We start from the raw sequence: 17182 nt of genomic DNA, 5'->3' as shown, positions 1-17182 counted from the left end.
CGCGGCGCACAGCACGATGGCCCCGCTTACGGCTTAGCGGATCAGTGTCGTGCCGCCGACGGCGCCACGGGCAGCGGCGCTTCCCCACGCGCCGCGCGCCCGCGCGGCAGGGTCGCACGCGCGTAGAAGAAGGCGATGAGGTTGGCCGCGGCCACCAGTACGAGGACGACCCTCGGACCGAAGAGGGCGCTGGCGGCCCCGACGAGCAGCAGCGGCACGATCGAGGCAAGGCTGCTGAGCACGCCCTGGAAGGCGAAGATGCGTCCCTGCATGTGCGCGGGCACGTGCTCGTAGGTGATCAGCCGTGCCGCGACGAGCACGACCGCGTAGGTGAAGCCGAGCGGCGCGGCCATCAGGGCAGAGAAGGCCGCGGTCGAGTAGAAGAAGCCCGGCGCGGCGTGACCCAGCGGCCCGAACACGCCGCGATGCTTCATCGCGTGCACCAGCGGATCGCCGAGTCCGAGGCCGATCAGGCAAAGCAGGAACAGCGCGAAGCCGATGCCGCCGAGCAGGCTCTTGCCGCGGCCCCGCGCCAGCTTCGGCACCAGCCAGTTGCCGGCGGCCACGCCCAGCGCGGCCGGCGCGAAGACAAAGACGGCGTTCTCCGCCGAGAGGTGCAATACCTGGCGGGTGTAGTTCGGCAACACCGAGACGAGCACCACGATGGTGGTCGTCACCAGGGTGTTTTGCACGCCGGCAAGGAAGACCGAGCGATTGGACCGCAGCAGCCGCCAGCTTTCGCCGGCGGACGCGCGCAGGCCGCGGTAGCGCGGCTCGGCGTGTTCGCGCATCCAGCCCTTCGGCGGCCGGGCCAGGCGCGGCATGCGGGCATAGCTGAAGGCGGCGGCGAGAAAGAGCACGATCGTGAGCACGAACAACGGATCGGGACCGACGGTCTTCAGGAAGAGCGGCGCCAGGATGACCGTGCCCGCGATCTGCGCCAGGATGATGCCGATGTTGAGCAGCGCCGTGGCCGAAGCGATCTGCTCCTGCGGCACGAGCTGCGGCACCACCGCCGATTCGGCCGGGCCGGAGAACTGCGTCACGGCCGAGAGCGCGAGATTAACGCCGTAGATCATCCAGACGCTTTCATTCGAGCGCAGGAAGCCGACGCAGAGCAGCGCCCGCAGCAGGCAACTGCACACGATTACGCCGCGGCGGGGCAGGTGATCTACGGCCACTCCACCGATCACGCCCAGCGCCGCCGCCGGCACAATGAAGCTCAGCACGAGCAGCGAGCTGTGGATCGTCGAGCCGGTGCGGTTGACGACGGTGACGAGCAGAGCCAGCAGGATCGCGTTTTGCGCCGTGTTGGCGAACAGCCGCCCCGCCCAGAAGCGTCGAAAGCGGAGGTTTGCGGTGAGGCGTGGGCTGGGCTCGGCGCGAACCATAGACGCATCGCCCTCGCCCGGCACGTACGGGCGGCGCCGGGGCGGCGGGAACCGCGAGAAAAAGAACGGGGCCGGCAGTTCCGGCCCCGTGGTAGCGCATAGGGGATTCGAACCCCTGATCTCCGCCTTGAGAGGGCGGCGTCCTGGGCCGCTAGACGAATGCGCCCCGTGGCTGGGGATGGAGGATTCGAACCCCCACATACGGAGCCAGAGTCCGCTGTCCTACCGTTAGACGAATCCCCAACGCTCCGATCTATGGTACCGCACGCCGTCAAGCCCCGCAACCGCGTTACCGCGCTCCGACCTGGTCCAGACGCCAGCAGATGGGAGTATTGTGCCTCGACACTGCTTCAGGGAACTTACAATCGGGGCAGCCGGGCATCGCCGGCAGCCGCACCTCCGAGGAATAGGCCATGCGTCGTCGCGCGGAAACGACGGCGGGCGGGTCTGATGCGCCCGGGCTGAGCGAGACCTTCCCCGGCGACGGCGAACTGGCGGCGCTGATGCGCGGCCGCGACTGGGCCGCGACGCCGCTGGGACCGGTCGAGCACTGGCCGCAGAGCCTCAAGACCTGCGTGCGCATCATGCTGACCTCGCGTCAGCCGATGTTCGTCTGGTGGGGCGACGACCTCATCAATCTCTACAACGACGCGTATACGACCATCCTGCAGGGCAAACATCCGCTGGCATTGGGGCAGCCGGCGTCCCAGGTCTGGCACGAGATCTGGGATCAGGTGGGACCGCGCGCGGCATCGGCGCTGCAGCGCAACGAGGGCACCTACGACGAGGCCCTGCTGCTGATCATGCAGCGCAATGGCTATCCGGAAGAGACGTACTAAACCTTCTCCTACAGCCCGGTGCCGAACGACCGCGGTGGCAGCGGCGGTATCATCTGCGCCAACACCGAGGAGACGCCGCGCATCATCAGCGAACGGCAGATGGCCGTGCTGCGCCAGCTTGGAGCCACCACGGCCGACGCGCGTACGCGGCAAGAGGCGTGCCGTCTCAGTGCGGCGTGCCTGAGCACCGACGCGCGCGATCTGCCGTTCGCCATGCTCTACGTCGTCGACCCGGAAGGACAGCGGCTGGAGCTGGCCGGCGCGGCGGGCATCGGCCCGGGCCATCCCGCTGCGCCGCTGCTCGTTGCCCTGAATGACGGTTCGCTGTGGCCGCTGGCCCGGGTGCTCGAGCGCAACCAGATCCAGATCGTCTCCGACCTCACGGAGCGGGTCGCTTCCCTGCCGGCCGGACCGTGGGACCGGCCGCCCGCGCAGGCAGCGGTCCTGCCGGTGGTGCCTGCGGGGGGCCGGGGGCAGGCAGCCCTCCTGGTCGCCGGGTTGAACCCTTACCGCGCCTTTGACGAAGGCTATCGCGGTTTCCTGGCGATGGTCGCCTCGCAGCTCGCCGCCAATATCGCCAACGCCGAGGCGTACGACGCGGAGCGGCGGCGGGCCGAGAGCCTGGCCGAGCTGGACCGCGCCAAGACGGCCTTCTTCAGCAACGTCAGTCACGAGTTCCGCACCACCGCTCACCCTGCTCCTCGGCCCGCTCGCAGACGTGCTGCACAACGCGCACGGCGAGCTTCCCGCGGATGTGCGGCGGGAGCTGGACGTGGCGCAGCGCAACGGGCAGCGGCTGCTCAAGCTGGTGAACATGCTGCTCGACTTATCGCGCATCGAGGCCGGGCGGATGGAGGCGAGCTACGAACCCACCGACCTGGCGGCACTCACCGCCGACCTCGCCAGTGTCTTCCGCTCCGCGATCGAGCGGGCCGGCCTGCGCCTGATCGTGGATTGCCCGCCATTGCCTCAGGCGGTCTACGTCGATCGCGAGCTGTGGGAGAAGATCGTCCTCAATCTGATCTCGAATGCGTTCAAGTTCACGCTTAGGGGCGAGATCGCGGTTGGCGTGCACCGGGCCGGCGATCGCGCTGTCCTCACCGTGCGCGATACCGGCGTCGGCGTTCCCGCGGAGGCCACGCCCCACCTCTTCGAGCGCTTCTACCGCGTGCGCGGCAGCGAGGCACGCACGCAGGAGGGCACGGGCATCGGGCTGGTGCTCGCGCGGGAGTTGGTACAGCTACACGGCGGCACGATCGCGGTTGAGAGTGCGCCCGGTCAGGGCGCCACGTTCACGGTGACGGTTCCCGCCGGCACGGCGCACCTGCCCGACGACCAGATCTGCGCGGCCCGCACGCTGGCCTCCACCGCCATCGGCGCCAGCGCGTACGTGGAGGAGGCGCTGCGCCGGCTGCCGGATGCGCCTGCCTCAGGTCCGGACCCGTTCGATCCGAGTGCGATGGACACGCCGGCCGGCGCCGGCGCTACGTTCCCATTCGACGGCCGTCATGCCCGCATTCTGCTTGCCGACGACAACGCCGACATGCGCGAGTACCTGGCCCGCCTGCTGCGGCAGCGCTGGACGGTCGAGGCCGTGGCCGACGGCGCGGCGGCGCTGGCCGCGGCGCGGGAGCGCCGCCCCGACCTGGTGATCAGCGACGTAATGATGCCGAAGCTCGATGGCTTTGGGCTGCTGCAGGCGCTGCGTGCGGAGCCGGGCACGGCCCACGTACCCGTTCTGCTGCTCTCGGCACGCGCCGGCGAGGAGGCGCGCGTTGAAGGACTCGAGGCAGGCGCCGACGACTACCTGGTGAAGCCCTTCTCGGCACGGGAGCTGATCGCCCGTGTTGGCGCCCACCTGGAACTGGCGCGCGTGCGGGATGAAGCCGCTGCCAAACTGCGCGAGTCGGAGGAGCGTCTGCGCCGGGCGACGCAGGCGGCCAGGATCTCTGCGTGGGAAGTGGACCTGCGCACCGGCGTGACAGCGGTCGCCCCCAGCTTCGCGGAGACGCTCGGCTATCCCGCGGACTGCTTTCCGATGCCCATGAGCGAGGCGATCCGCACCTTTTCGGAGCCTGAGGACGCCTCCGCTCAGCAACAAGCGATCGCGGAGGCGATCGCGGGCGACGGCAACCTCCACATCGAGAGTCGTTTTCACAATCGGCGGACCGACGCTGTGCTCTGGCTGGAGTCGACCGGCCAGGTTGTCCGGGGCGCCGACGGCGCGCCGCTGCGGCTGATCGGCGTTACCCAGGATGTCACCGCTCGCAAGCAGGCGGAGGAAGCGGTGGCCACGGCCGCTTCCCGAGACGCGTTTCGCGTCAGGCTCGCCGACGCGCTGCGGCCGCTCGCCCATCCAGACCAGATTCAGACGGCGGCGACGCGGCTGCTGGGCGAGCACCTCGGCGCCAGCCGGGTGCTCTACGCCGAGATCGGCGATAACGGCCAAACCGCCGTTGTGGAGGCGAATTACGTCCGCGTCGGCGTGCCTTCGGTTATCGGCCGCTCCCGGCTCAGAGACTTCGGCCGCATCGTCGCAGAGACGCTCCATGCCGGCCGCACGCTCATCTTTGGTGATTACGCCAGGCTACCGCACCTGACGCCGGCGGAGCGGGCGGCGTTCGAGGCCGTCAACATCCGGGCAAACATCAGTGTCCCGCTGCTGAAGGACGATCAACTCGTCGCGTTCCTCAGCGTGCACCAGTCGACGGTGCGGGACTGGTCGCCAGGCGAGATTTCGCTGATCGAGGAGACGGCGGAGCGCACGTGGGCCGCGGTGGAGCGGGCGCGGGCAGCGGCGGCGCTGCGGGAGCAGGTGAAGGCGCACATCGCCCTCAACGCGGCACTGCGGGAGACCGCCGAGGCCCGCGACCGCGCCCTGGCCGAGACGCAAGAGGCAATGCGCGTGCGAGGCGAGTTTCTCGCCGCGGTTTCGCACGATCTGCGTACGCCGCTGACGACCGTGCGCGGCCTCGTGCAGCTCACCAGGCGCCAGGCCGCGCGGATGGCCACGCCGGAAGCCGAGCGGCTCGGGGAGCGCCTGGAGCTGGCCGACAGCGCCGCCGGCCGCATGGCCTCGATGCTCAACGGCGTGCTCGACCTGGCGCGTCTGGAGAGTGGGCGCTCGCTCGAGCTGGAGCGGAAGCCGCACGACCTCGCCGCGCTCCTTTGCCAACTCGTGGCCGAACAGCAGCAGGCGGCGCCGCACCATCGCATCCTGCTCGACCTCCAGCAGCCGTCGCTCGAGGGCGTCTGGGATGCGGGCCGGCTGGAACGGGTGATTGGCAACCTGCTCGGCAACGCCGTCAAGTACAGCCCCGCCGGCGGCGATGTGCAGGTGACGCTCGCGGCCGAGACGCGCGCCGGCAGCCGCTGGGCGCGGATCACCATTGCCGATCATGGCGTCGGTATCCCCGCCGCCGATTTGCCCCGGCTGTTCGAGCGCTTTCATCGCGGCAGCAACGTGGTGGGCCGCATCCGCGGGGTCGGCGTGGGCCTGGCCGCGGCCAAGCAGATCGTCGATGAGCACGGCGGGACGCTCGAATTCGAAAGCAGCGAGGGCCACGGAACGACGGCCACGCTACGCCTGCCCTGCGAGCCGCCCGCAGGGGACGCGGGCGCATGAGCGGAACCATTCTCGTGGTGGACGACGATGTGGGCCTGCAGGCGATGGTGCAGGCGATTCTGGAGGATGAGGGCTACTCCGTCGCGCTGGCCAGCGACGGTCTCGACGCCCTGGCCGTGCTGGAGGTCGAGCAACCGGCACTGATCTTGCTCGACCTCAACATGCCGCGGATGGACGGCTACGCCTTCGCCGAGGAAGTGCGGCGCCGTGGGTTGCGGCCCGCGATCGCGCTGGCCGTGCTTACGGCCGACAACAGCGCCCGGCAGAAGGCCCGGCAGCTCGATGCCGACGGCGTGCTCAGAAAGCCGTTCACGCTGAGCGAACTGCTCAATATGGTGGCGCAGCTCGCGCCCGGGGCCGCCCTGTAGCGTCTCGTCGCGGCCTGCGCTGCGTCCCTGCGCCGGTTGACATTTCCGCAAGCCGCTGCTACGGTCAACGGCACAACTGCATAGGCACGGCAACGATCGGGAAGAGTACGCCGCCAGCGCGGCCCAGAGAGCCGGGGAAGGTGTGAGCCGGCGCCAGCGCAGCGGTCCCGCCGTAAGGCGGGTGCGGCCCCACAACCCCTGCACAATCCCCCCTCTCCATCTGAGATCGCGCTCCGCGCGATGGAAAGACCTGGAGAGGGGGCCGGGGGGTGAGGCCACGCGAATGGACCCGTGAGCCGCGGCCCGAAACGGCGCGGAGGGCAGCCGCCTTCGCGCGGGAGTAGGCGTCGCCGGGGTGGGCGCCGTTATCAGAGCCCAGGGTAACTCCGCTGCCGGGCGGACGTACCCGCAAAGAGATGCCGCGTGTTCCACGCGGTAATCAGGGTGGCACCGCGAGATCCCCTCGCCCCTGCGAGGCGCAATACAGCGCCGGGGCGGAGGGGTTTTTTGATGCGCCGCGACGGGCCGGGCGGTTGGCCCGTGCGGCTGGATCGGGCCTGCGAGCGCAGGCGAAGGAGGCGGCCGGTGCAAACGATGGCGGAGACGAAGATCCTGTTGCCGGAGAGCGAGATCCCGCAGCGCTGGTACAACATCATCCCCGACCTGCCCAACCCGCCCGCGCCGCCGCTGCATCCCGGCACGCACGAGCCGGTCGGGCCGGAGGCGCTGGCGCCGCTCTTCCCGATGGAGCTGATCAAGCAGGAGGTCAGCGGCGAACGCTACATCGATATCCCTGACGACATCCGCGAGGTCTACAAGCTGTGGCGCCCCTCGCCGCTGGTGCGCGCCACGCGGCTGGAGCAGGCGCTGGGCACGCCGGCGCGCATCTACTTCAAGTACGAGGGCGTGAGCCCGGCCGGCTCGCACAAGTCGAACACCGCGGTGGCGCAGGCCTGGTACAACAAGCAGGCAGGCGTCCCGCGCCTGACCACGGAGACCGGCGCCGGCCAGTGGGGCAGTGCCCTCGCCATGGCCTGCAACATGTTCGGCCTGGAGCTCAAGGTCTACATGGTCAAGGTCTCGTATCACCAGAAGCCGTACCGTCGCTCGATGATGCAGGTCTGGGGCGCGGACGTGGTCGCCAGCCCCAGCCACGACACCCACGCCGGCAACGCGATCCTTGAAGCCGATCCGGACTCGCCCGGCAGCCTCGGCATCGCGATCAGCGAGGCGGTCGAGGACGCGGCCACGCGCGAGGACACCAAGTACTCGCTGGGCAGCGTGCTCAACCACGTGCTGCTGCATCAGACCGTGATCGGCGAAGAGGCGCTGAAGCAACTGGCGCTGGCCGGTGACTATCCGGACATCGTGATCGGCTGCGTGGGCGGCGGCTCGAACTACGCCGGCCTCGCCTTCCCCTTCATGCGCGACAAGCTGGCGGGCAAGAAGGAGACGCGCTTCATCGCGGTCGAGCCGGAATCGTGCCCCAGCCTGACCCGCGGCCACTACGCCTACGATTTCGGCGACACGGCGAAGACCACGCCGCTGCTGAAGATGTACACGCTGGGCAGCTCGTTCATGCCGCCGGGAATCCACGCGGGCGGCCTGCGCTACCACGCGATGGCGCCGTTGATCAGCCAGCTTTACCACGACGGCGCGATCGAGGGCCGCGCCGTGCACCAGACGGCCGCCTTCGCCGCGGCGGTGCAGTTCGCGCGCACGCAGGGCATCATTGCCGCGCCGGAAACCTCCCACGCGATCCGCGCCGCGATCGACGAGGCGCTGCGCTGCAAAGAGACCGGCGAGGAGAAGGCGATCCTCTTTAACCTCAGCGGCCACGGCCACTTCGACATGTCGGCCTACGACCGCTACTTCGCCGGCGAGCTGGAGGACTACGCCTATCCCGCGGAGCTGGTGGCCGAATCGATGAAGGGCGTGCCGGTGGTTTGAGGTCACCTGTGGCCCCCATCCCCAGGTTCATCCCTCTGGCCCCGATCCCAGGGGAAGGGGAGATCGAGACACGGGGCGATCGGGGCTGAAGGCGAGGCTACTTCGGAGATTTGCAGGGGCGCCCGCCGTTCGCCCACAAGTGGCCGCCACACCCGGCGTCTTCCTCCCTTCCACCCGATCCCAAGCTCCCCTCCCTCTCCCAGGATTGGGAGAGGCAGGAGCAAGCCTCGGGGGAGGGTGAGGGCCGACCTGTTCAGAAAGCAGTCCTGCCGTGTATTTTCCTTCTCTTGCCGATGTGCGCGAGCTGGCCGCCACGGGCGCGGGCAACCTGGTGCCGATCTACCGTGAGGTGACGGCCGACCTCGATACGCCGGTGTCCGCCTTCCTCAAGGTGCGGCGCGGGCGGCACTCCTTCTTGCTCGAAAGCGTCGAGGGCGGCGAGCGGCTCTCGCGGTACTCGTTCATCGGCACGGAGCCGTACCGCATCGTGCGCACGGGGCCGGGCGAAGGCTGCGAGATCGACCCGCTGCGCCTGCTCGAAGAGGAGCTGTCGCGCTTCAAGGTCGTGGCCGTCGGCGATCTGCCGCCGTTCGACGGCGGCGCCGTCGGCTATCTCTCATACGAGGCGGCCCGCTACTTTGAACGTCTGCCCGTGCCCGAGGCAGACGAACTCGGCCTGCCCGAAGCGATGCTGCTGTTCGTGGACACGATCCTCGTTTTCGACCACCTGCGGCATCGCATCAAGGTCGTCAGCCACGTGCGGCTGGACGGCGACATCGACGCCGCCTACCGCCTGGCGCAGTTCAAGATCGACCAGATCGTGGAGCGGCTGCAGCAGCCGCTGCGTTACACACCGCGCCTTCAAGGCGAGTTGCACCTGAACGGCCGCGTCGAGTCCAACGTCGGCCGCGAGGGTTTTGAAGCGAGCGTGCTGGCGACGAAGGAGTATGTCGTCGCCGGCGACGTGATCCAGGGCGTGCTCTCGCAGCGGCTGGCGCGCAGCACACCGGCGCCCGCCTTCGAGGTCTACCGCGCCCTGCGCCAGGTCAACCCCTCGCCCTATATGTACTACCTGGAGTTGGGCGACTTTGAGATCGTCGGCGCCTCGCCGGAGATGCTGGTGCGCGTCGAAGATGGGCTGGTGGAGACGCACCCGATCGCCGGCACGCGCCCGCGCGGCCACGATCTCGAGGAGGACCAGCGGCTGGAGCAAGAGCTGCGCCACGATGAAAAGGAGCTGGCCGAGCACACGATGCTGCTCGACCTGGGCCGCAACGACGTCGGCCGCGTGGCGCGGCCGGGCAGCGTGCGCGTCACGCAGATGTTCGAGATCGAGCGTTACTCGCACGTCATGCACCTGGTCTCGCACGTCACCGGCCAGCTGCGCGACGACCTGACGCCCTACGACGCACTGCGCGCCTGCTTCCCCGCCGGGACCGTCTCGGGTGCGCCGAAGATCCGCGCGATGGAGATCATCGCGGAGCTGGAGCCGGACCGGCGCGGACCCTACGCCGGCGCCGTCGGCTGCTTCAGCTTCAACGGCAATTTGGATACCTGCATCACGATCCGCACGCTGGTGATGAAGGACGGCGTGGCCTACACGCAGGCTGGCGCGGGCATCGTCTTCGACAGCGACCCGACGGCCGAGCACCAGGAGTGCCTGAGCAAGGCCCGCGCCCTGATCCGCGCCATCGACCTGGCCGAGCAGCAGCTTGAGGCGCTGCCCAGCGGGAGCCTGGGCTACTGATGCCGGAGATCGAGATCACGGCGGCGATCAGCGACGGCGCCTCGCTGCTCTTCCTGCAGAAGGAGGGCGCTGAAGCGGGCGTCGGTCTGGCGCTGCCCCGTGTCCCGCTGCGCGAGGCGATCGAGATCGAAGAGGCGCTGGCCGAGTTCCTCGCCGAAACCCTGGGCATCACCGTGTCGGAGCAGAGCTTCATCGACACGTTCTACGAGCGCGCTGCCGACGGCGGCGTGCGGCTGAACAATCTTCAGCTTGTGACGCGGTGGGAGGGTGCGCCCCACCGATCGCCCGGCAGCGGCGTGCCGGTGTGGGTGCCTCTGCCATCCATAACAGAGCTTGCGCTGCCGGCTGACCTGAGCGAGGCGCTGCATGCTGCACTGGGCATCGCGTCGGGGCCGCGTGCCGACGAGCCGCCGGAAGGGCGAGCGGGCAAGGTGATTGTCATCACGGGCGCGGCGGGCGCCGGCAAGAGCACGGTCGGACGGCTGGTCGCGGAACAGAGCGAGCGCAGCGCGTTGGTCGCGCTCGACTACCTCGGCTGGGACATCTTCGTGCGCGGCGGCGTGCCGCCGGACTGGGATGGCTCCGATCCGGGGGCCGCCCGCCGCCAGATTCTCCTTGGCCTGCGCAACGCGGCGGCGCTGGCCCGAAACCTTACGGCCGAGGGCGTCGACTGCGTGATCGAAGGCGTCTTGGAGTCGCCCGAGGAGCTGGACACACTGCTGGAGGCGCTCGGCCCGATCGAGACCTATTTTGTGACGCTGGCGCCGCGGCTGGACGAATTGCTGCGGCGCGATCAGGCACGGCCCGAGGACCAGCGCATGGGCGAGCGCAGCGCCGAGCTCGACGCCATCATGCGGCTCAACGGCGAGCTGCGCGGCATGAAGCTTGACAGCACGGGGCTGACGCCCGAACAGACGGCGGCGCTGATCGTGGCCGAGCTGGAAGACGCGCGCGTGAACTGAAGCCGGACAAGGACGCGGCGATGCTGCTCTTGATCGACAACTACGACAGCTTCACCTACAACCTCTACCAGTATCTGTGCGAGCTGGGTGCGGAGGTGCACGTCGTGCGCAACGACGCGGCGACGCTTGACGAGATCGAGGCGCTGGCGCCGGTGCGGATCGTGATCTCGCCCGGTCCGTGTACGCCGAAGGAGGCGGGGATCAGCGTTGCCCTGATCAAGCGCTTCGCCGGCCGTGTGCCCTTGCTCGGCGTTTGCCTTGGGCATCAGTGCATCGGCGAGGCATTCGGCGGCGTGGTCGAGGGCGCGGGCGAGATCAAGCATGGCAAGCTGTCGCGCATCTCCCACGACGGCCGCGGCGTCTTCGCCGGCCTGCCCGACCCGATGGAGGCGATCCGCTACCACTCGCTCGCCGTAAGCCCTCACAGCGTGCCCGACGAACTGGAGGTCAGCGCCCGCAGCGAGAGCGGCGTGATCATGGGTGTGCGCCACAGGCGCTTTGCCGTCGAGGGCATCCAGTTTCACCCGGAATCGATCATGACGCCGAACGGCAAGGACTTGCTGAGGAACTTCCTGGCGATGGATGAAGCGGCAGTGGTCGCCTAGGGGCGCGTGGCGCCCGCCCGGCGCGGCGCACGCCGCGACCCGGTAGGCCGCACCCATTCAGAGAGGAATCTATGCGATGATCCGCGAGGCGCTGGATGCGCTGATTAATCATGACCGCCACCTGAGCGAGGACGAGGCCGCCGCGGTCATGTCCGAGGTCATGGCCGGCGAAGCCACACCCGCACAACTGGGCGCCCTGCTGGCGGCGCTGCGCCTGCGGGGCGAAACCGTGGACGAGATCGCCGGCATGGCGCGGATCATGCGCGAACGGGCGCTGCGCGTGCAGCATCCCGGTCCGTTGATCGACACCTGCGGCACCGGCGGCGACGGGTCCGGTTCGTTCAACGTCTCGACGGCAGCGGCGCTCGTGGCCGCGGCCGGCGGCGTGCGCGTGGCCAAGCACGGCAACCGCGCGATGAGCAGCGGCTGCGGCAGCGCCGACGTGCTCGAGGCGCTGGGGGCGCGCATCGAGCTGGCGCCCGAGGGCGTGACCGCCTGCATCGACGAGAGCAACTTCGGCTTCATGTTCGCGCAGGCGTTTCACCCGGCAATGAAGCACGCCGCGCCCACCCGCCGCGACCTCGGCGTGCGCACAGTCTTCAACATTCTCGGCCCGCTCTCCAACCCGGCCGGGGCGCAGGCGCAGGTACTCGGCGTGCCGCGGCCCGAGCTGGTGGAGACGATGGCCGCCGTGCTCGGCCGGCTCGGCTGCCGTCACGCGCTGGTCGTGCACGGCGAAGACGGCATCGATGAGCTGACGCTGGCCGGCCCTACGCTGGTCTGCGAGCTGAAGGGCGAAACGCTGGCGACCTACCGCGTCACGCCGAACGACGCGGGGCTTGAGCCGGCGCCGCGCGCCGCGGTGCACGGCGGCGCCCCGGTCGACAACGCGAAAACGATGCATGCCGTCTTCGAGGGCCGGCCGGGGCCGATCCGCGATTTCGTGCTGCTCAACGCGGCCGCGGCGCTGATCGTCGGCGGCGCGGCGGCGAACATCGCCGAGGGCGTGACCGTAGCTGCCAGGCTGATCGACACTGGAGAAGCAGGGCGCACCGCCGAGCGATTCGTCGAGGCCTCGCAGCGGCACGCACCGGGAACGGAGTGAGGCGAACCGTCGTGACCACGGATTCCACCCTCGTCACCGGCACGATCCTCGACAAGATCGTCGCGGCCAAGCGTGAGGAGCTGCCCCGCCGACGTCGCGAGGAGCCGCTCGCTCGGCTCGCGGACAAGGCGCAGCGCTTCGCGGAGACGCTGGACTTCCCCGCCGCCCTGCGCGGCACACGGCTGCGGCTGATCGCGGAGATCAAGAAGGCGTCGCCGGCCAAGGGTATCCTCGACCCCGACCTCGTCCCGCTCAGCCGCGCCCGCGCCTACACGCTCGGCGGCGCGGCGGCGATCTCGGTGCTGACCGAGGCGCCGCACTTTCTGGGCACGCTCGAATCCTTGGAGAGTATTCGCATTGGGCTCGACCGCTACTTCCCCGGCGGCCGGCCGGCGCTGCTGCGCAAGGATTTCCTCTTCGACCCGTATCATCTGCACGAGGCGCGTGCCTACGGCGCCGACGCCGTGCTGCTGATCGTGGCTATCCTCCCGGATGAGCTCCTGATCGAACTGCTGGCGCTGGCTCGGGAGTTGGGCCTGAGCGCCCTGGTCGAAGTCCACGACGAGGGCGAGGTCGAGCGGGCTCTGGCCGCCGGCGCCGCGGTGATCGGCATCAACAACCGCGACCTCCGCACCTTTCATACGTCCGTTGACGTAACAGAACGCCTGCGCCCGCTGATTCCGGCGCGGACGGTCGTGGTCAGCGAGAGCGGCCTTGCCGGCGCGGCCGAGGCGCAGCGAGTGCGATCCCTCGGCGTGGACGCGGTGCTGGTGGGTGAGGCGCTGATGACGGCGAGCGACGTGGTCGCGAAGATGCGGGAGTTCATGCCTGCATGACCGCCTTGCACACCCGCATCAAGCTCTGCGGCCTGCGCAGCGCCGAGCAGTCGGAACTCGCCGCCGCGCTCGGCGCCGACTTCATCGGCCTCGTCTTCGCTGAACGCAGCCGCCGGCGCGTCACGGTCGAGCAGGCGCGGCGGGTGCTGGAAGGGCTCGGCCCCGGCGCGGGAACGTTGACGCGGCTTGTCCACGACGCGGTGCCGGCCGGCGCCTGGTTCCGGCGGAGTGTGGCCGCCCTGGCGCTTGCGCTCTCGGAGCGGCGCCCGCTTGTGGTCGGCGTGTTCGGAGACCAGCCGACCTCGCTGATCAATGCCGTGGCAGCCGCGGTGCCACTCGACCTGGTCCAGCTTTCCGGCACCGGTCCCTGGGAGCAGGCGCTGGAGATTCGCCGCCCGGTGATCAAGGCGCTGCACGTGCGGCCCGAGCTGACGCCCGAGGCCGCGCTCGACACGGCCGAAGCCGGAACCGCCGCGCTCTGCCTGCTCGATACCGCCGTACCCGGCGAGATCGGCGGCACGGGCCAGCGGTTCGATTGGACACTCGCGATCGAAATCAGCTCTCGCCTGCCGTTCCTGCTCGCGGGCGGTCTGGCGCCGGAGAACGCGGGCAAGGCGGTGGCCTGCGTACGACCCTGGGGCGTCGATGTGAGCAGCGGCATCGAGAGCGACGGCGCCAAGGATCCAGAGAAGATGCGCGCGTTCGTCGCCGCCGTCCGCGCCGCCGACGCCGCGCGATCGGCAGCAGAGGGACGGTAGCGGCCGTACGTGTACGGCCCGTTGCGCGGACGGGCGCGATGCGCGGGGCGCCGCACCGGGACGCCGGCTGCTTGCTCCGCCGGGAACCGCGGGCTCGTCCGTGGCGGCCTCGCACTCGAACGTTCATCCGCCGCGGCAAGGAGCATCCGTTGGTTCAAACCCCTGACAGCGCACGGCCCGACGAGCGCGGGCGCTTTGGCGAGTTTGGTGGGCGCTTCGTGCCCGAGACTCTGATGTCGGCCGTGATTGAGCTGGAGCGGGCATACGGCGAGTTCTCGCGGGATGAGACGTTCCGCCAGGAGCTTGCGCACCTGCTGCGTACCTACGTCGGCCGGCCGACGCCGCTCTACTTCGCCGAGTCGTTTACTCACCGCCTCGGTGGGGCGCGGATCTTTTTGAAGCGTGAGGACCTGGCGCACACCGGCGCCCACAAGATCAACAACGCGCTGGGGCAGGGCTTGTTGGCGAAGCGCATGGGCAAGCAGCGCGTGATCGCCGAGACGGGCGCCGGTCAGCACGGTGTCGCCACGGCCACCGTCTGTGCCATGCTCGGCCTCGACTGCGTGGTCTACATGGGCGAGCAGGACATTCACCGCCAGGCGCCCAACGTGGCGCGCATGAAACTGCTTGGCGCCGAGGTGCGCCCGGTGACGACGGGCAGCCGCACACTGAAGGACGCAATCAACGAGGCGATGCGCGACTGGGTGACCAACGTCGCCACCACGTATTACCTGCTCGGCACCGCCGCCGGCCCGCACCCGTATCCCGTGATGGTGCGTGACCTGCAGTCGGTGATCGGCCGCGAGGCACGCGAGCAGATCCTGGCGGCCGCAGGGCGGCTGCCCGACTACGCGGTGGCCTGCGTGGGCGGCGGCAGCAACGCGATCGGCCTCTTCCATCCCTTCTACGAGGACCGCACGGTGCGCTTCGTCGGCGTCGAGGCCGCGGGCAGCGGCATCGAGACGGGCAAGCATGCGGCCACCCTGGTCGCCGGCCGGCCGGGCGTGCTGCACGGCGCCCGCTCGTATCTCTTGCAGGACGCGAACGGTCAGATCACGGAGACACACAGCATCTCTGCCGGCCTGGACTATCCCGGCGTCGGCCCGGAGCACAGCTTTTATAAGGACACGGGCCGGGCGGAGTATGTTTCGATCACCGACGCCGAGGCGCTGGCAGGCTTCCAGATGCTGTGCCGCACGGAGGGCATCATTCCGGCGCTCGAATCGTCGCACGCGCTGGCCTACGCCGCGAAGCTGGCGCCCGCGCTTGCCCGCGAGCAGATCGTGCTGGTGAACCTTTCCGGCCGCGGCGACAAGGACATGGACACGGTCTCCACCGCCCTCGGTCTGCCGCTGTGAGGCACGGCGTGAGCGAGGATTCATCCGACCCAACGCCCGCGCCGCGGCCGCGCGACGGCGAGTTGCCGCTGCCGCCGTGGGACTGGCGCCAGTGCCTGGCGGGGGTGGGCGCGGTGATTGCCGCCTTCCTGCTGCTGGGCCTAGCCCTTGCGATCATCGTCAGCGGCACGGGCACGGCGACCGACTCCGTCAACGGCCTCGTGCTCAGCCTGCTGCTGACGCTGCTGTTCGAAGCCGCGCTGTTCGGCGTGGCCCTCAGCTTCAGCGTCGGCCGCTTCCCCGGCGGGCTCGGCCTGCTGGGCTACCGCTGGCGGCCGCCGGGCCGCTGGGCCGGATGGACGTTCGCGGCGTGGGTGCTGGCCTATGTGGCGCTGTTCGGCTACATCGGCCTCACGCAGATTCCGGGCCTGCACTGGCTCTATCCGCAGGACAATGTGCCGCAAGGCATCTTTGAGCACGCCGCGACGATCCCCCTGGCCACGCTCCTGACCGTGATCGCGGCGCCGATCGTGGAGGAGACGTTCTTCCGCGGCTTCATCTTCAACGGGCTGCGCCGGCGCCTCGGCTTCAGCGGCGCAGCCTCGCTCAGCGGCCTGCTGTTTGCGCTGGCGCACCAGCAGGGCACGCTGATCATTCCCTTCACCGTGATCGGCGTGATCCTCGCCTGGACCTACTACCGCGCCGGCACGCTCTGGGCAAACATCGGCGCCCACTGCCTGTTCAATCTCGTCAGCGTTGTGATCGCCTTCGCCGGCAAATGAGGCCCGCGCGACCGTGTGATGGAGGGGAAATCGATGAGCCGCATCGCCGCGACGTTCGCGCGGCTGAAGGCCGAGGGCCGCACCGGGCTGGTGGCATTCATCACGGCGGGCTATCCAGACGTTGCCAGCACCGTCGAGCTGGTAGAGGCGCTGGCCGCGGGCGGCGCGGACGCGATCGAGCTGGGCGTGCCCTTCTCCGATCCGCTGGCGGACGGCGCCACGATCCAGCGCGCCGGCTGGCAGGCGCTGGGGCAGGGTGTCACGCCCTGGACCTGCCTGGACGTGGCGCGGCGGCTGCGCGAGCGCGGTCTGACGCTGCCGCTGCTGCTGATGGGTTACTACAACCCCTGGCTTGCCGCGGGCCTCAAGACCTTCGCCAGAGCCGCGGCGGAAGCCGGCATCGACGGGTTCATCGCCGTGGACCTGCCGCCGGAAGAGGCCGAGGAGTTCCTGGCGGTCACGCGGCCGCTGGAGCTCGACCTGATCTTTCTCGTCGCGCCGACCAGCAGCGCCGATCGCCTTGCCGCCGTGGCGAAGGCGGCCAGCGGCTTCGTCTACTGCGTCAGCGTCGCCGGCACAACAGGGGCGCGCGGCGATCTGCCGGCGGAACTGCCGGCGTTCATCGCCCGCGTACGCGAACAGATCCGTTTACCGCTCGCAGTGGGTTTTGGCGTCTCGCGGCCGGAGCACGTTGCGCGCATCGGGCAACTGTGCGAAGCTGCTGTCATCGGCAGCGCAATTATCGATCAGATCGATAACGCTGCGCCTCACGAGCGCGTGGCTAAGGTTCGGGAGTATGTGGAGGTCGTCACCGGTCGCAGGAGGAGCTGAGGTTCCGGCCGTGCAGAGCCGGGCGCCGCGGGCGCTCATGGGTTCT

At 69.7% G+C, this 17182-nt stretch carries 13 protein-coding genes, 2 tRNA genes and 1 pseudogene; 13 read left to right on the top strand and 3 right to left on the bottom strand.

Features of this window, described 5'->3' with window-relative positions; genetic code table 11:
- Nucleotides 1-41 precede the first annotated feature (41 nt).
- From VKV26_22405 to VKV26_22395, 3 genes are all read right to left on the bottom strand, one after another.
- On the bottom strand, nt 42-1391 hold the full coding sequence (locus VKV26_22405) for an MFS transporter (protein HLZ72666.1): 1350 nt from the start codon (nt 1389-1391) through the stop codon (nt 42-44).
- 89 nt (nt 1392-1480) lie between these two features.
- A tRNA-Glu gene (locus VKV26_22400) sits at nt 1481-1557 on the bottom strand.
- 3 nt (nt 1558-1560) lie between these two features.
- Nucleotides 1561-1634: transfer RNA gene (locus VKV26_22395), tRNA-Gln, on the bottom strand.
- 170 nt (nt 1635-1804) lie between these two features.
- Here VKV26_22395 and VKV26_22390 point away from each other — a divergent pair.
- From VKV26_22390 to trpA, 13 genes and pseudogenes are all read left to right on the top strand, one after another.
- Nucleotides 1805-4118: pseudogene (locus tag VKV26_22390) on the top strand (ATP-binding protein).
- Nucleotides 4104-5855 carry an ATP-binding protein gene (locus tag VKV26_22385; GenBank protein ID HLZ72665.1) on the top strand — a complete coding sequence of 584 codons (1752 nt, stop codon included), beginning with the start codon at nt 4104-4106 and terminating at the stop codon, nt 5853-5855. Before VKV26_22390 ends, VKV26_22385 begins: the two are co-directional and overlap by 15 nt.
- Nucleotides 5852-6223, top strand: coding sequence for a response regulator (locus tag VKV26_22380; protein HLZ72664.1), 372 nt, complete (start codon nt 5852-5854; stop codon nt 6221-6223). The genes VKV26_22385 and VKV26_22380 overlap by 4 nt, the downstream gene beginning before the upstream one ends.
- A gap of 594 nt (nt 6224-6817) precedes the next feature.
- Complete coding sequence (locus VKV26_22375) at nt 6818-8173, top strand: TrpB-like pyridoxal phosphate-dependent enzyme (GenBank protein HLZ72663.1); 1356 nt, start codon at nt 6818-6820, stop codon at nt 8171-8173.
- A 271-nt stretch (nt 8174-8444) separates the two neighbouring features.
- Entirely contained in the window at nt 8445-9920 is a 1476-nt protein-coding gene (trpE, locus tag VKV26_22370) for an anthranilate synthase component I (GenBank protein ID HLZ72662.1), read from the top strand.
- Nucleotides 9920-10882 (top strand): hypothetical protein, encoded by a 963-nt coding sequence (locus VKV26_22365; GenBank protein ID HLZ72661.1) that lies wholly within the window; start codon nt 9920-9922, stop codon nt 10880-10882. Before trpE ends, VKV26_22365 begins: the two co-directional genes overlap by 1 nt.
- 20 nt (nt 10883-10902) lie before the next feature.
- The gene (locus VKV26_22360; protein HLZ72660.1) at nt 10903-11487 is read left to right on the top strand and encodes an aminodeoxychorismate/anthranilate synthase component II; all 585 of its coding nucleotides are present in this window, start codon (nt 10903-10905) and stop codon (nt 11485-11487) included.
- A gap of 76 nt (nt 11488-11563) precedes the next feature.
- Complete coding sequence (gene trpD, locus VKV26_22355; protein ID HLZ72659.1) at nt 11564-12592, top strand: anthranilate phosphoribosyltransferase; 1029 nt, start codon at nt 11564-11566, stop codon at nt 12590-12592.
- A gap of 11 nt (nt 12593-12603) precedes the next feature.
- Nucleotides 12604-13428, top strand: coding sequence for an indole-3-glycerol phosphate synthase TrpC (gene trpC / locus VKV26_22350; protein ID HLZ72658.1), 825 nt, complete (start codon nt 12604-12606; stop codon nt 13426-13428).
- A complete protein-coding gene (locus VKV26_22345; protein ID HLZ72657.1) occupies nt 13425-14186 on the top strand; it encodes a phosphoribosylanthranilate isomerase in 762 nt (253 codons plus the stop codon). Before trpC ends, VKV26_22345 begins: the two co-directional genes overlap by 4 nt.
- 149 nt (nt 14187-14335) lie before the next feature.
- On the top strand, nt 14336-15544 hold the full coding sequence (trpB, locus tag VKV26_22340) for a tryptophan synthase subunit beta (GenBank protein HLZ72656.1): 1209 nt from the start codon (nt 14336-14338) through the stop codon (nt 15542-15544).
- An 8-nt stretch (nt 15545-15552) separates the two neighbouring features.
- Nucleotides 15553-16305 carry a CPBP family intramembrane glutamic endopeptidase gene (locus VKV26_22335; protein ID HLZ72655.1) on the top strand — a complete coding sequence of 251 codons (753 nt, stop codon included), beginning with the start codon at nt 15553-15555 and terminating at the stop codon, nt 16303-16305.
- A gap of 33 nt (nt 16306-16338) precedes the next feature.
- Complete coding sequence (gene trpA, locus VKV26_22330; protein HLZ72654.1) at nt 16339-17136, top strand: tryptophan synthase subunit alpha; 798 nt, start codon at nt 16339-16341, stop codon at nt 17134-17136.
- Nucleotides 17137-17182 lie beyond the last annotated feature (46 nt).

Source organism: Dehalococcoidia bacterium (assembly GCA_035310145.1).
In the GTDB taxonomy this organism is placed as follows: Bacteria; Chloroflexota; Dehalococcoidia; order CAUJGQ01; family CAUJGQ01; genus CALFMN01.
Note: the sequence above shows the minus strand (reverse complement) of the source record. Positions and strands in the feature narration are given on the sequence as shown.

Excerpts from the sequence above, each read along its gene's own strand:
- VKV26_22405 (HLZ72666.1), bottom strand. The coding sequence starts at position 1,391 with ATGGTTCGCGCCGAGCCCAGCCCACGCCTCACCGCAAACCTCCGCTTT.
- VKV26_22345 (HLZ72657.1), top strand. The coding sequence starts at position 13,425 with ATGACCGCCTTGCACACCCGCATCAAGCTCTGCGGCCTGCGCAGCGCC.
- VKV26_22375 (HLZ72663.1), top strand. The coding sequence starts at position 6,818 with ATGGCGGAGACGAAGATCCTGTTGCCGGAGAGCGAGATCCCGCAGCGC.
- VKV26_22360 (HLZ72660.1), top strand. The coding sequence starts at position 10,903 with ATGCTGCTCTTGATCGACAACTACGACAGCTTCACCTACAACCTCTAC.
- trpA (HLZ72654.1), top strand. The coding sequence starts at position 16,339 with ATGAGCCGCATCGCCGCGACGTTCGCGCGGCTGAAGGCCGAGGGCCGC.
- VKV26_22365 (HLZ72661.1), top strand. The coding sequence starts at position 9,920 with ATGCCGGAGATCGAGATCACGGCGGCGATCAGCGACGGCGCCTCGCTG.
- VKV26_22380 (HLZ72664.1), top strand. The coding sequence starts at position 5,852 with ATGAGCGGAACCATTCTCGTGGTGGACGACGATGTGGGCCTGCAGGCG.
- trpD (HLZ72659.1), top strand. The coding sequence starts at position 11,564 with ATGATCCGCGAGGCGCTGGATGCGCTGATTAATCATGACCGCCACCTG.